Raw genomic sequence first — 13856 nt, forward strand, 5'->3', positions numbered from 1 at the left:
ATGGAAACCACAATGCAAAAGTATTTTCACTGGGGCGCGATCGGCAGCCTGGTGGCGTTGATAATCTTGTGTGTGTTGTGGGAGATGGTGCTGGCGCCGCTGAAACCGGGCGGTTCCTGGCTGGTGCTGAAGGCCGCGCCGCTGCTGCTGCCGCTATACGGCGTCTGGAAGCGCGATATCTACACGCTGCAGTGGACCTCGATGATGATCCTGCTGTACTTCACCGAAGGCGTGGTGCGCGGCTGGAGCGACACCGGCGGCCTGTCGTCGGCGCTGGCCTGGGGCGAGGCGCTGGTGGTCTGCATCTACTTTGTCTGCGCATTGCTGTATCTGCGTCCGTACAAGCGCGCGGCGCGCAAGCTGGCCAAGGAGCTGCTGGACAAGGTAAAGGTCAACACGGTCAAATGATGGAATTCCTCACGCAATGCCGCGGCATCCTCGGCGATGCCTATGTGCTCGATGCGCCGGCCGACATGGCACCCTTCCTCACCGACTGGCGCGGACGGTTTACCGGCAAGGCGCTGGCCGTGCTGCGTCCCGGCTCGGTGCAGCAAGTGGCGGCGCTGGTGCGCGCCTGCGCCGAACACCGCGTGGCGCTGGTGCCGCAAGGCGGCAATACGGGGCTGGTGCTCGGCAGCGTGCCGGATGCCAGCGGCGCGCAGGTGGTGCTGTCGCTGGCGCGGCTGAACAGCATCCGCCAGGTCGATCCGGTCAACCGCACCATGACGGTGGATGCGGGCTGCATTCTTCAGCAGATCCAGGAAGCGGCTGCGGCCGAGGGCTGTTTGTTCCCGCTGTCGCTGGCTGCGGAAGGCAGTTGCACCATCGGCGGCAACCTGTCCACCAACGCCGGCGGCACGGCGGTTCTGCGCTACGGGAATACCCGCGAACTGTGCCTCGGGCTGGAAGTGGTCACGCCGCAGGGCGAGATCTGGAGCGGCTTGCGCGGTCTGCGCAAGGACAACACCGGCTACGATCTGCGCGATCTGTTCATCGGCGCGGAGGGCACGCTGGGCGTCATCACCGGCGCGGTGCTCAAGCTGTATCCGCTGCCGAAGGCCAGCATCACCGCGCTGGCGGCGCTGCCCTCGCCCGCCGACGCGCTGCAATTGCTGGTGCTGATGCAGGATCATTGCGGTTCCAGCCTGACCGGCTTCGAGCTGATGTCGCGCTATTGTCTGGAACTGGTGGCGGAACAGTTCCCGCAACTGCCCAAGCCTTTCGCCGCGCCGCATCCGCAGTACGTGCTTCTGGAATTGAGCAGCAGCGAATCGGAGCAGCATGCGGTCGGGCTGCTGGAACATGCGATCGGCGCGGCGCTGGAGCGCGGCGTGATCAACGATGCGGTGGTGGCGACGTCGGTGGCGCAATCGGCCGGGCTGTGGCAGTTGCGCGAGCATATCCCGCTGGCGCAGGCCAAGGCCGGCAAGAACATCAAGCACGATATTTCGCTGCCGGTGTCGCGGATTGCGGATTTCATCGCCGTCACCGGGCCGCAGCTGGATGCGGCTTTCCCGGGCTGTCAGCTGGTGTGTTTCGGCCACCTGGGCGACGGCAACCTGCATTACAACGTGGCGCCGCCGGCGGGCATCTCGAACGAGGACTTCCTGGCCAATCAGGACAAGGTCAATCGCGTGGTGCATGACAGCGTGGTGTCGTTCGGCGGCTCGATTTCCGCTGAACACGGCATTGGCGCGTTGAAGCGCGGCGAGCTGGCGCACTACAAATCGGCGGTAGAGCTGAATATGATGCGAGCCATCAAAGCGGCATTGGATCCACTCGGTATCATGAATCCCGGGAAAATCCTTTGACCGAGGCTGAAATGAAACTGCTGATTGTTGTCGTGATGTGGGCGGCCACGCTGGCTGCCTACGCGCAAACCGTCTACAAATGTACCGTGGACGGCAAGGTCAGTTACAGCGATACGCCATGTCCCGCGGGCGCCAGCGCGGCGACGCTGCAGGCGCCGTCCGCGCCGTCGCGCGACCCTGCCGCTGCCGGTACGCTGCGACGCCAGCAAAAACAGGCGGACAACCTTGAGAAAGCGCGGCTCAAACGCGAGGACCGTGAAGAACGCGATGCCGCGCGCGCTTCGCAAGCCGCCGCCGTCCAGCGCAAGAAGTGCGACAAGCTCAAACTGAACAAGCGCTGGGCCGACGAAGACGCCCGCCGCGCCACCGGCCAGGCCACCGAAGCCGCACGCCTGCGCGCGCGCCGCGCCGGCGAGACCATGGCGCTGGAGTGTCCGCACTGATGTCCGATCACAACCAGCCTGCCGAAAACTCGCCCGCCAACGCCGCAACCCGCGCGGCTGGCGCCCATCCGGCAGCTGCGCCGGCCGCGTCGATGCGCCGGCTGTCACGCTGGCTGCTGCTCGGCGAATGGCGCGCGCATCCGGTGCGGGCATTGGTGGCGATTGCCGCCATCGCGGTCGGCATCTCGCTCGGCTTCGCCATCCACCTGATCAACGCCGCCGCCTTCAACGAATTCTCGGCCGCCGTCAAAGGCCTGTCCGGCGTCGCCGACATCCAGGTACGCGGCACCGAACCGTTCTTCGACGAAGCCATCTACCCGCAACTGGCCCAACGCGACGGCGTGGTGGTCGCCTCGCCCGTGCTGGAATTCGAGGCCTCCGTCCCCGGCCAGCGCACCGCCCTCAAGATCATCGGCACCGACGCCTTCCGCGCTGGCTACATCACGCCGGACCTGATCGGCGTTCCGGCCAACGACGACATCAACGCCACCCTGGCCGACGACACGCTGTTCCTCTCGCCCGCCGCCCAGCAATGGCTGCAACCGGCCGCCGGCCTGGTCACGCTGCAAGTCGGCACCGGCCAGTTGAAGCTGCGCGTGGCCGGCGCGTTGCCCAGCGCCCGTGCCGGCCAGCGCATCGCCGTGATGGACATCGGCGCCGCGCAATGGCGCTTTGAAAAACTCGGCCAACTGTCACGCATCGACCTCAAACTGCGCGACGGCGTGAACCGCGAAGTCTTCAAAGCCCGGCTGGAAAAAGACCTGCAAAGCCGGTATCCGGGCCGTTTCCGCATCAACCAGCCCAACGACGAAGAACAGAACAGCAGCAACGAAGGCATGAGCCGCGCCTACCGCGTCAACCTCACCGTGCTGGCGCTGGTGGCGCTGTTCACCGGCGCCTTCCTGGTGTTCTCCACGCAGGCGCTGTCGGTGATCCGCCGCCGCAGCCAGTTCGCGCTGCTGCGCGTGCTGGGCCTGGACCGCCACCGCCTGCTGCGCCAAATCCTGGTTGAGGGCCTGTGCCTCGGCATCGCCGGTTCCGCCATCGGCATCGCCGCCGGCTACGGACTGGCCGCCGCCGCGCTGCACTTCATGGGCGCGGACCTCGGCGCCGGATTCTTCTCCGGCGTGCGTCCACAAGTGCACTTCACGCCGGTGGCCGCCGCCATCTACTTCGCATTGGGCGTGGCGGTCGCACTGCTGGGCTGCGCCGCTCCGGCGCTGGACGCCGCCCGCGCCAAGCCGGCGGTCGCACTCAAATCCGGCACCGAGGAAGCGGCCATGTCGCGCCTGTCGCGCGCCTGGCCTTCGCTGGTGTGCATGGTGCTAGCCGCGCTGCTGTCGCAAGCCCCGCCGATATTCGAACTGCCGCTGTTCGGCTACCTGTCCATCGCCCTGCTGCTGATCGGCGCCATCGGTCTGATGCCGCGCCTGGCCGCCATCGTGTTCCGCTTCGCGTTCCGGCACTGGAGCGCCGCCACTGCCGACAAACCGGGCGCCTCCGCGGTCGTCACGCTGACGTTGTCCCGTCTCGCCAACGCATCGAGCCAGGCCGGCATCGCGCTCGGCGGCGTGCTGTCGAGCTTCAGCCTGATGGTCGCCATGGCCATCATGGTCACCAGCTTCCGCGTGTCGCTGGACGACTGGCTGCTGCACATACTGCCGGCCGATATCTACGTCAGCACCGCCAGCGGCGGCGCCACGGCCGGCCTGCAGCCTTCAGAACAGGCGACGCTGGCCGCATTGCCCGACGTCGCCACCGCCGATTTCCTGCGCACGCGTTCGATCTCGCTCGCATCCGGGCGGCCGGCCGTCACGCTGATGGCGCGCAACGTGGACGCGGCCAATCCGGCGCGCACGCTGGCCATCGTCGGCGAGACGCAAGCGCCAGCCGCCGGTTCATCGCCACCGGTATGGGTATCCGAAGCGATGGTCGACTTATACGGCATGCAGGTCGGCCAGCGCATCGAACTGCCGCTGGCCGGCGCCCTGCACGCCTTCCAGGTGGCCGGCGTGTGGCGCGACTATGCACGCCCTACCGGCACCATCCAGATGCGGCTGAGCGACTACCGCGCCATCACCGGCGAACAGCAGGCCAGCGCCGTGGCCCTTACGCTCAAGCCGGACGCCAAACCGGAAAACACGCTGGCCGCGTTGAAAAAACTGCCGTTCGCGGCGGCGCTGGACGCCAGCGAACCCTCGCAAATTCGCGCCATGAGCATGAAAGTGTTCGATCGCAGCTTTGCCATCACCTACCTGCTGGAAGCGATCGCCATCGTCATCGGCCTGTTCGGCGTGGCCGCCACCTTCTCCGCGCAGACGCTGGCGCGGGCCAAGGAATTCGGCATGCTGCGCCATGTCGGCGTGACCCGCCGCCAGGTGCTGTCGATACTGGCGATCGAAGGCGGCTCGCTGACGGCGCTCGGCATCGTCACCGGTTTTGTGCTGGGATGGGTGATCAGTTTGATATTGGTATTTGTCGTCAACCCGCAGTCCTTCCACTGGACCATGCAGCTGCACATGCCATGGCCGCTGCTCGCCAGCGTCGCCGGCCTGCTGTTGACCGCCGCCGCGCTCACCGCGCTGCTGGCCGGTCGCCAGTCGCTGTCCGGCGGACCGATACGCGCTGTCCGGGAGGACTGGTAATGCTTGTTCGGTTGTTCACATCCGTCGTATTGGCGCTGCTGCTGTCCGTGCCAGTCCGCGCCGCCGCACCGCAGTTCCCGGCCGTGGTGCCTGGCGCCACCCTGTCCTTCCCCAAGGACTACGGTGCCCATCCCGACTACAAGACCGAATGGTGGTACGTCACCGGCTGGCTCAATACGCCGGACGGCAAGCCGCTTGGCTTCCAGGTCACCTTCTTCCGCAGCGCCAGCACGCATGACCGCGCCAACCCCAGCCAGTTCGCCCCCAAGCAGCTGATCATCGGCCACGCCGCCCTCTCCGATCCGGCCAACGGCAAGCTGCTGCACGACCAGCGCAGCGCGCGCGAAGGCTTCGGCCTGTCCTACGCCAGAACCGGCGACACCAACGTCAAGCTGGAAGACTGGCACATGGTGCGCGGCGCCGACGGCAGCTACAGCGTCCACGTCGACAGCCCGGAATTCAAATACGATCTGAAACTGGCGCCCTCGCAGCCGGACCTGCTGCAAGGCGACCATGGCTACTCCCGCAAGGGGCCGCGCCCGGCGCAAAGCAGCTATTACTACAGCCAGCCGCACCTGCAGGTCAGCGGCAGCATTACCCGCGTTGGCAAGCAGACAAGCGTCGCCGGCGTCGCCTGGCTGGACCACGAGTGGTCCAGCGAAGCCCTCGACGCCGAGGCCACGGGCTGGGACTGGATCGGCGCCAACCTGGCCGACGGCGGTACATTGATGGCTTTCGAGGTCAGAAGCAAGACAGGTGCTAAACTATGGGCGCACGCGACATGGCGCGATGCATCCGGTAAGATCACGCAGTTCACGCCGGACCAGGTCAGCTTTGCTCCCCAACGGCGGTGGCGTTCGCCGCGCACCGATGCCGAGTATCCCATTGCGACCCGCCTCATCACCGGCAGCATGGTGTGGGACGTGGTGCCGCTGCAGGACGACCAGGAACTGGACTCGCGCCGGTCCACGGGCGCGGTGTACTGGGAAGGTGCGGTCACGCTGAACCGTGACGGCAAGCCGGTTGGCCGCGCCTATCTGGAAATGACCGGTTATGTCAGCGCCATGAAACTGTAGGCACAATATTTAAGCAGCACCAAACGTCACCACAAGTACATTTACGTAACCGCAGCCACACGATGACCAATAGCACCACCGCCAGCACGCCCTCCGCCGCTGCACCGAACGCATCCCGTGAACTCAAAAAAGGCAGCCTCGCCACCTTGCGAGGGCTGGTGCCTTTCCTGGCGCCGTACAAGCGCCAGTTCGCCATGGCCGGCGTGGCGCTGGTGGTGGCCGCCGCGTCCACGCTGGCGATTCCCGCCGCCTTCAAGCAGATGATCGACCTGGGCTTCGGCGGATCGGGCACGCGCAGCATCCAGCACGTGGACCTGGTGTTCCTGGCGCTGTTCGGACTCGCCACCATCCTGGCGCTGGCGACGGCGGCGCGCTTCTACACCGTGTCGTGGCTGGGCGAGCGCGTTACCGCCGACATCCGCAGCGCGGTTTACCAACACGTCGTCACGCAAAGCCCGGAATTCTTCGAGACCACGCAGACCGGCGAAGTCCTGTCGCGCATCACCACCGACACCACGCTGATCCAGTCGGTGGTCGGCACCAGCATCTCGATGGCGCTGCGTAACGTGCTGCTGTTTATCGGCGGCCTGGTGATGCTGTTCGTGACCAGTCCCAAACTATCGGCCATCATCATCGGCCTGCTGATCCTGACCGTGCTGCCGATCGTGATGTTCGGCCGCCGTGTGCGCACGCTGTCGCGCGATTCGCAGGACCGCGTGGCCGACGCTTCCGCCATGGCCGGCGAAATCCTCAACGCCATGCCGACCGTACAGGCCTTCACGCATGAAAAGATCGAGTCGCAGCGTTTCGGCGGCTCGGTCGAAGGCGCGTTCCAGACCGCGATGCGCCGCATCCGCGCGCGCGCCCTGTTGACCATGCTGGCGATTGTGCTGGTGTTCGGCGCCATCGTCTTCGTGCTGTGGCTCGGCGCGCATGCCGTGCTGTCGGGCGACATGACCGGCGGCGATCTCGGTCAGTTCATTCTGTATGCCTCCATCGTGGCCGGCGCGATTGGTGCGCTGTCCGAAGTGATGGGCGAAGCCCAACGCGCCGCCGGCGCCACCGAGCGCCTGCTGGAGCTGATGTCGGTGAAATCGAAGATCCAGTCGCCGGCCACGCCGCTGGCGCTGCCGCCGCGTGCCGCCAACGGCGCCGCCCTGTCGCTGAACGATGTGATCTTCTCCTATCCATCGCGTCCGGAAACCAACTCGCTGGATCACGTCTCGCTGGACATCAAGCCTGGTGAAACCGTCGCCGTAGTCGGTCCTTCGGGCGCTGGCAAGACCACACTGTTCCAGCTGTTCCTGCGTTTCTACGACCCGCAGCGCGGCAGCATCAAGCTCGATGGCGTCGACATCACGCAACTCGATCTGCACACGCTGCGCGACGCCATCGGTATCGTGCCGCAGGATACGGTGATCTTCTCGGCCAACGCGATGGAAAATATCCGCTACGGCCGCGCCGGCGCCAGCGACGAGGAAGTGATCGCCGCCGCCAAGCTGGCCGCCGCCCACGAATTCATCGAACGTCTGCCGCAAGGCTACCAGTCCTTCCTGGGCGAGCGCGGCGTGCGCCTGTCCGGCGGACAGCGTCAGCGCATCGCCATCGCGCGCGCGCTGCTGAAAAATCCGCCGCTGCTGCTGCTCGACGAAGCCACCAGCGCGCTGGACGCGGAATCGGAACGCCTGGTGCAAAAAGCGCTGGAAGCGGCAATGGTCGGCCGCACCACCGTCATCATCGCCCACCGCCTGGCGACCGTGCAGCGCGCCGACCGCATCATCGTCATGGAAGACGGCAAGATCGTCGAAACCGGCACGCACGCGTCGCTGGTGGCGCTGGGCGGCATCTACGCCAACCTGGCGGCGCTGCAGTTCCACAACGTCCACGTGGCACATTGATCATTTTACAAGCACAGGCAGTATCCACCGACTCTATGATGGCGTCTCCGATCCAAGGAGACGCCATGCTGGACCACCTGCTGCCCAGAATCCTGTTCAATCTGCAGCGCGCCGGCTTGTTGATCCTGTTGATCCTGTTGATCCTGTTGATCCTGTTGATCCTGTTGATCCTGCCCATCACCAGTTGGACGATCCCTGTCTTCTCGGTCATCATAACTTCAGCTGGTATTTCCTGTTCTGGGATCGCATGATGGATACCCTGTCGGCGGACTACGAGGCGCACTACCGCAAGGCCGGTTTCCGCGCCGGCCAAGAGTGAAGTGGTAACATTCTGCCTTTCAGGAGAAGGTTTTGACCGACGCAGAATTAAAACTCAGTTGCCGCACGCACTTGCCGGGCCATCGCGCCGCCTCGCCCGCCGAGCTGTTTACGGCCATGGGCGATTGGTGCGAAGCCCACAGCGTGACGCACGACGTCTACGGCAATGGCGCGCTGATACAGGATTTCGAGCAGAAAGTCGCGCGCCTGCTGGGCTTCGAGGCGGCGGTCTTCTGCATCACCGGCACCATGACGCAAGCGACGGCGCTGCGCATCGCCTGCGCGGAACGCGGCAGCAAGCTGGTGGCGCTGCATCCGACGTCGCACATCCTGAAGCATGAACGCGGCAACCATCAGCTGTTCGACCATTTCCAGGCGCTGCAGATCGGCGATCCGCAGCGCCCATGGACGCTGGAGGAACTGAAAGCCCTTCCCGACCGGCTTGGCGCGGCCACGCTGGAACTGCCGGCGCGCGAGATCGGCGGCCAGTGCCCGAACTGGGACGAACTGGCGGCCATCAAGGCCTACTGCCGCGAGCAAGGCATCCACCTGCACATGGACGGCGCGCGCCTGTGGGAAACGGCGGCGGCCTACGCGCGGCCGGTGAACGACATCGCGGCGGGTTTCGACAGCGTCTACGTCTCGCTGTACAAAGGCATCGGCGGCATGGCCGGCGCCATGCTGGCCGGTAGCGCGGCCTTCGTCGCCAAGGCGCAGGAGTGGTATCGTCGTCAGGGCGGCAACGTCTACCAGCGCACGCCGTATGTGGTGGCTGCGGCCATGCAGTTCGACACCCGGCTGGCGGCAATGCCGGCCTACTTCAAGCGCACGCAGTGGCTGTATGAAGTGCTGCGCGACTATCCGCTGCTGACGCCCAATCCCGCCGCGCCGCACGCCAATATGCTGCACATCCACCTGCCGGTGGGCCGCGAACGCGCGCTGGAGATCCGCAGCAGCATCGCCGAGGAACACGGCGTATGGCTGTTCAACGGCGCCAGCCACGCGGCGCTGCCGGACCGCAGTTCGGTGGAACTGTACATTGGCGACAACCTGCTCAACCTGCCGGACCAGCGCGTGCGCGACATCCTGACCTTGTGGTCGGAAGCGCTGGCCAACTAATTCCGCATGCGCCGGGCAAACCGGCTACACTGCGCCCCTTTGTCTGACTGAACACACCATGACCTTCCAATCACTCGGCTTGATCGATCCTCTTCTGCGCACGCTGGATGCGCTGGGCTACAAGCAGCCCACGCCGGTCCAGAAGCAAGCCATTCCCGCCGTGCTGGCGGGCCGCGACGTGATGGCCGCGGCGCAGACCGGCACCGGCAAGACCGCCGGCTTTGCGTTGCCGATCCTGCATCGCCTGACGATGGAAGGCGCGACCGCGCCGCAGTGCGTGCGCGCGCTGGTGATGGTGCCGACGCGCGAACTGGCCGAGCAGGTCTACGAAAGCTTCCGCAGCTACGGCAGCAACCTGCCGCTGCGCAGCGCCGTGGCCTACGGCGGCGTGGCGATCGAGCCGCAAATCGCCAAGCTGCGCAAGGGCCTGGACGTGCTGGTGGCGACGCCGGGCCGCTTGATTGACCTACACGACCAGGGCGTGATCAGCTTCGAGCTGCTGCGAACGCTGGTGCTGGACGAGGCGGACCGCATGCTGGACCTGGGCTTCGAGCGCGATCTGGATATCCTGCTGGAAGCCTTGCCCAAGCAGCGCCAGACCCTGATGTTCTCGGCCACGTTCTCGGACGAGGTGCGCAAGCTGGCCAAGGGCATGCTGAAAGATCCGGTATCGATCCAGGTGGCGGCGGCCAACACGGCGACCAAATCGGTCAAGCAGTGGCTGATCCCGACCGACAAGCGCCGCAAGCCGGAGCTGTTCCTGCATCTGCTGAACAAGCTCGGTTGGGTGCAGGCGCTGGTGTTCGTCAAAACGCGTAAAGGCGCGGAAGCGCTGGTCAAGACCTTGCACGAGCATGGCGTGACCGCAGACGCCATCCACGGCGACAAGACGCAGCCTGCCCGTCTGCGCGCGCTGGACCGTTTCAAACGCAAGGAAGTGCGCCTGCTGATCGCCACCGACGTGGCGGCGCGCGGCCTGGATATCGAAGCCCTGCCGCAGGTGGTGAACTTTGATTTGCCATCGGTGGCGGAGGATTACATCCATCGTATCGGCCGTACCGGCCGCGCGGGCATGGCCGGTGAAGCGGTGTCGCTGGTCTGCGCCGATGAAGTGGATATGCTGAAGGAGATCGAAACGCTGACGCGCCAGGTCATCCCTCGCTACGAGGAACCAGGCTTCGAGGCAGACCACCGCGTGCCGGAGACCGCGCCAAAGGGCGCCGCCCCGGCGCCTGCCCGCAAAGGCCCGGCGCCGAATGCGGCCAAGCGCCCTGCCGGCGCGCCGCCGCTGGCCAAGGCGCCGCCGCCATCCAGGATGGAAGCGCGTCCGGCCGGTGGCAGCGAATCGCTCGGCGTCTGGACGCCGCCGGAAAAAGGCGGCAAGCCGCCAGCCCGCGAACGCGTGCAGAATAAGGGCCCGGTCTCCCCGCGCGGCAACCAGGGCCGGAATCCCGCGAATGCGGCACCGAAAGGCGCCGTGGTCGTCACCGCAGGACGCGGCGCCAAGTCGCAAGCCCGCACCGAAGGCCGCGCCGCCGCCAAGCCGGCCGGTCGCAGGTCCAAGCCGGGCCCGCGCTGAACCCAGGTCCGAGCGCCCTGCTAAAATAACCGTCTTTGAGCGACATCCCCCGTTGGAGAACTGAATGCAGCAATACCAGGAATTGATCCAGACCGTCATCGACAGCGGCAGCTGGCAGGACAACCGCACCGGCATCCGCACGCTGAGCGTGCCGGGTGCGATGATGCGCTTCGACCTGACAAAAGGTTTTCCTGCTGTGACAACCAAGAAGCTGGCATTCAAATCGGTGGTGGGCGAGTTGTGCGCTTTCCTGCGGGCTTCGCGCAGCGCCGCCGATTTCCGCGCGCTGGGCTGCAAGGTGTGGGACCAGAACGCCAACGAAAACCAGCAATGGCTGGACAATCCGTACCGCCAGGGTACCGACGACCTGGGCCCGGTCTACGGCGTGCAGTGGCGCCAGTGGCCTGGCTACAAGGTGATCGACGCCGATCAGGAAGCCCAGCTGGCCGACGCGCAGAAGAACGGCTTCACCGTCGTCGCGCCGATTGAAGAAAACGGCGTCAAGAAGGTACTGCTGTACAAAGCCATCGACCAGCTGCGCGAATGCCTGGACACGATCATGAACAATCCAGGCAGCCGTCGCATCCTGTTCCACGGCTGGAATCCGGCCGTGCTGGACGCAGTCGCCCTGCCGGCCTGCCACCTGCTGTACCAGTTCATCCCGAATCCGACCACCAGGGAACTGTCGATGTGCCTCTACGTGCGCTCGAACGACCTGGGTCTGGGCACGCCGTTCAACCTGGCCGAAGGCGCGGCGCTGATGCACCTCGTCGGCCGCCTGACCGGCTACACGCCGCGCTGGTTCACCTACTTCATCGGCGATGCCCACATCTACGAGAACCACATGGACATGGTGCAGGAACAGCTGACCCGCAAACCGTTCCCGCTGCCGCAGCTGATCATCGCCGACCGCGTGCCGGCGTTCGCGCAGACCGGCAAGTACGAGCCGGAATGGCTGGAAAAAATCGAACCGTCCGACTTCGCGCTGGAAGGCTACCAGCACCACGCGCCGATCACCGCGCCGATGGCGGTATGACGACACGGCTGGACTTCGTCCCCGGCACGCTGTGCGATGAACGGATGTGGGGCCGCCTGCTGCCGCTGCTGGGAGACGGCTACACGTTCAACCACGTCCCGCTGTACAAGGCCGCCACGCGCGAGCAGATGCTGGAACTGATCGGTGCGCACAGTGCGCCGCAGGCCCACCTGGTCGGCTTTTCGCTGGGCGCCTATCTGGCGATGGAATATGCGCTGGCCCATCCCGAGCGCGTGGCGTCGCTGACCATCATCGGCAGCGCCGGCAAAAAGCTGCTGGACAAGGAAAAGGCCACGCGCCTGCGCATCATCCCGCAACTGGAAAAGAACCATTACACCGGCATGACCCAGATGCGCCTGCGCGAAATCGTCGCACCGGAGCATCTGGACGATCCCGCCATCGTCGGCGTGATCCAGCAAATGGCCGTGGACCTGGGCAAGGACGTGCTGCTGGCGCAGTTCCGCAGCACCATCGAACGCCCGGAGCTGATGGACCGCGTTCACACCCTGCGCTGCCCGGCCATGATCATCGGTGCCGAGCATGACAATCTGGCGCCGGCCGAAGACGTCCGCGCCCTGGCCGCCAGCTGGCCAGGCGCCCGGCTGCACATGCTGGCCGAAGGCACCGGCCACATGATGCCGCTGGAAGCGCCGCAGGCGCTGGCCAACCACCTGCGGGCGTTCTACCGCTAGGCCTTGACGATGATGGTCCCAGCCATCTCCTCATGACCGCTGCCGCAGAAGTTATCGCACAAGAAGCCGAACTTCCCGATCTTGTCCGCCTTGAGCGTGACCCGCACCGGCTTGCCCATGATGAGATCCTCGCGGATTTTAAAATCGGGCACGCTGAAGCCATGCGGGAAATCCAGCGCCGTCAATTCCAGCACCACGGTCTCGCCCAATTTCATCTCGATGACATTCGGCGCGAAGCGGAATTTGCGCGCTTCGATCTGAATCACGCGCTCCCTGGTGGCCGCGCGCAATGCGCCGAACGCCACCAGCGACAGCGGCGCCGCCAGCAACAATCTACGTTTCGCCTGCATGGCTTATCCCTTCACGACCGGCAGTTCGGTGATCTGGAAACCGGTCCTGGCCTGCGCCTCGACTTCGCGAAAGCCCAATCCCCTGGCTGGCGCGGCATCGTCCCAGGGCAGCGGCGTGCGCTTTTCCTGCGATCCCGGCGCCGGCAGCGGAAAGATCAGCGACTTGGCCGCATGGTGCGCGATATGCCCGCTCATGTGGTGGTTCTCCTGGTGGATATGGCCGTAAAACACGGTGACGTTCGCATACGGCATCAGCAGCGCAATGGCCTGCGCGCCGTCGCGCGTGGCCCAGTCCCATTGCGGCGCCAGGTCGAACAAGGGCCGGTGCGTGATCACCACGATGCGCGCGTCCTGGGCCTGCGTCGCCAGATCGGCCTTCAGCCATGCCAGCTGCACCTCGCCGATGCGGGCGCCGGGGTCCGAGACGTTGTCGATGGCGATGAAATGCACGCCCTTGTGATCGAAGCTGTAATGCGTGGGACCGAAAAACTCCTGATAGGCCGCGCCCTTGTCCAGCGATGCATCGTGCTCGCCCGGCAGGAAGTGGATTTCCTTCACCTTCAGTCCGCCGACGATTTCCTTGAACTCCGCCATGCGCCGGCGGCGCTCGGCCGGATCGTCCGTGGTGTGCGTCAGGTCGCCGGTGAACACGATGAACTCCGGCGGCACCGGCAGCGCATTCACGCGCTCCACCGCCTGCTTCAGGGTATTCTGCGCATCCGGATTGGCCGGCCCCTTGTAGCCCCAGTGCGAATCGGACAGCTGCACGAAATAGAAATCCTCGCCGCCGTCCGCAGCCAGCGCCGGCCCGTACAGGCCGGAGATAAATACAGCGCCGCCGCCCACCGCGCCCAGCCTTAAAAACTCCCTGCGATCCATCATGATGTGT

13 protein-coding genes are annotated in these 13856 nt (G+C 65.6%); 11 read left to right on the plus strand and 2 right to left on the minus strand.

The window, feature by feature from the left end:
• The 11 genes from GJ698_RS06255 to GJ698_RS06305 all read left to right on the plus strand — a co-directional run bounded on the left by GJ698_RS06255 (window position 1) and on the right by GJ698_RS06305 (window position 12617).
• Entirely contained in the window at window positions 1–408 is a 408-nt protein-coding gene (locus GJ698_RS06255; RefSeq protein ID WP_154356761.1) for a DUF2069 domain-containing protein, read from the plus strand.
• Window positions 405–1811: an FAD-binding oxidoreductase gene (locus GJ698_RS06260; protein ID WP_154356762.1), complete on the plus strand. Its 1407-nt coding sequence runs from the start codon at window positions 405–407 to the stop codon at window positions 1809–1811. The genes GJ698_RS06255 and GJ698_RS06260 overlap by 4 nt, the downstream gene beginning before the upstream one ends.
• A gap of 11 nt (window positions 1812–1822) precedes the next feature.
• Window positions 1823–2254: a DUF4124 domain-containing protein gene (locus GJ698_RS06265; protein ID WP_154356763.1), complete on the plus strand. Its 432-nt coding sequence runs from the start codon at window positions 1823–1825 to the stop codon at window positions 2252–2254.
• A 92-nt stretch (window positions 2255–2346) separates the two neighbouring features.
• Window positions 2347–4899: an FtsX-like permease family protein gene (locus GJ698_RS06270; RefSeq protein ID WP_154357036.1), complete on the plus strand. Its 2553-nt coding sequence runs from the start codon at window positions 2347–2349 to the stop codon at window positions 4897–4899.
• Window positions 4899–5975, plus strand: a complete 1077-nt coding sequence (locus GJ698_RS06275) for a lipocalin-like domain-containing protein (protein ID WP_154356764.1) — start codon at window positions 4899–4901, stop codon at window positions 5973–5975. The genes GJ698_RS06270 and GJ698_RS06275 overlap by 1 nt, the downstream gene beginning before the upstream one ends.
• A gap of 62 nt (window positions 5976–6037) precedes the next feature.
• Window positions 6038–7873 (plus strand): ABC transporter transmembrane domain-containing protein, encoded by a 1836-nt coding sequence (locus GJ698_RS06280; protein WP_154356765.1) that lies wholly within the window; start codon window positions 6038–6040, stop codon window positions 7871–7873.
• A 65-nt stretch (window positions 7874–7938) separates the two neighbouring features.
• On the plus strand, window positions 7939–8124 hold the full coding sequence (locus tag GJ698_RS06285; protein ID WP_154356766.1) for a hypothetical protein: 186 nt from the start codon (window positions 7939–7941) through the stop codon (window positions 8122–8124).
• 100 nt (window positions 8125–8224) lie between these two features.
• Window positions 8225–9310, plus strand: coding sequence for a threonine aldolase family protein (locus GJ698_RS06290; RefSeq protein WP_154356767.1), 1086 nt, complete (start codon window positions 8225–8227; stop codon window positions 9308–9310).
• 58 nt (window positions 9311–9368) lie between these two features.
• On the plus strand, window positions 9369–10889 hold the full coding sequence (locus GJ698_RS06295; RefSeq protein ID WP_154356768.1) for a DEAD/DEAH box helicase: 1521 nt from the start codon (window positions 9369–9371) through the stop codon (window positions 10887–10889).
• Window positions 10890–10953: 64 nt separating this feature from the next.
• Window positions 10954–11925, plus strand: coding sequence for a thymidylate synthase (locus GJ698_RS06300; protein ID WP_154356769.1), 972 nt, complete (start codon window positions 10954–10956; stop codon window positions 11923–11925).
• A complete protein-coding gene (locus tag GJ698_RS06305) occupies window positions 11922–12617 on the plus strand; it encodes an alpha/beta fold hydrolase (RefSeq protein WP_154356770.1) in 696 nt (231 codons plus the stop codon). The genes GJ698_RS06300 and GJ698_RS06305 overlap by 4 nt, the downstream gene beginning before the upstream one ends.
• Here the strand turns inward: GJ698_RS06305 and GJ698_RS06310 are convergent.
• Entirely contained in the window at window positions 12614–12967 is a 354-nt protein-coding gene (locus tag GJ698_RS06310; RefSeq protein WP_154356771.1) for a cupredoxin domain-containing protein, read from the minus strand. The two genes, GJ698_RS06305 and GJ698_RS06310, sit on opposite strands and share 4 nt — an antisense overlap.
• A 3-nt stretch (window positions 12968–12970) precedes the next feature.
• Window positions 12971–13846 carry a metallophosphoesterase family protein gene (locus tag GJ698_RS06315; protein WP_154357037.1) on the minus strand — a complete coding sequence of 292 codons (876 nt, stop codon included), beginning with the start codon at window positions 13844–13846 and terminating at the stop codon, window positions 12971–12973.
• Window positions 13847–13856: the final 10 nt, after the last annotated feature.

The sequence above is a fragment of the Duganella aquatilis genome (assembly GCF_009674565.1).
Taxonomy (GTDB): domain Bacteria; phylum Pseudomonadota; class Gammaproteobacteria; order Burkholderiales; family Burkholderiaceae_D; genus Rugamonas; species Rugamonas aquatilis.

Coding starts and splice junctions, on each gene's coding strand:
- GJ698_RS06270 (WP_154357036.1), top strand. CDS start 2,347: ATGCGCCGGCTGTCACGCTGGCTGCTGCTCGGCGAATGGCGCGCGCAT.
- GJ698_RS06310 (WP_154356771.1), bottom strand. CDS start 12,967: ATGCAGGCGAAACGTAGATTGTTGCTGGCGGCGCCGCTGTCGCTGGTG.
- GJ698_RS06285 (WP_154356766.1), top strand. CDS start 7,939: ATGCTGGACCACCTGCTGCCCAGAATCCTGTTCAATCTGCAGCGCGCC.
- GJ698_RS06255 (WP_154356761.1), top strand. CDS start 1: ATGGAAACCACAATGCAAAAGTATTTTCACTGGGGCGCGATCGGCAGC.
- GJ698_RS06305 (WP_154356770.1), top strand. CDS start 11,922: ATGACGACACGGCTGGACTTCGTCCCCGGCACGCTGTGCGATGAACGG.
- GJ698_RS06275 (WP_154356764.1), top strand. CDS start 4,899: ATGCTTGTTCGGTTGTTCACATCCGTCGTATTGGCGCTGCTGCTGTCC.
- GJ698_RS06260 (WP_154356762.1), top strand. CDS start 405: ATGATGGAATTCCTCACGCAATGCCGCGGCATCCTCGGCGATGCCTAT.
- GJ698_RS06315 (WP_154357037.1), bottom strand. CDS start 13,846: ATGGATCGCAGGGAGTTTTTAAGGCTGGGCGCGGTGGGCGGCGGCGCT.
- GJ698_RS06265 (WP_154356763.1), top strand. CDS start 1,823: ATGAAACTGCTGATTGTTGTCGTGATGTGGGCGGCCACGCTGGCTGCC.
- GJ698_RS06300 (WP_154356769.1), top strand. CDS start 10,954: ATGCAGCAATACCAGGAATTGATCCAGACCGTCATCGACAGCGGCAGC.
- GJ698_RS06280 (WP_154356765.1), top strand. CDS start 6,038: ATGACCAATAGCACCACCGCCAGCACGCCCTCCGCCGCTGCACCGAAC.
- GJ698_RS06295 (WP_154356768.1), top strand. CDS start 9,369: ATGACCTTCCAATCACTCGGCTTGATCGATCCTCTTCTGCGCACGCTG.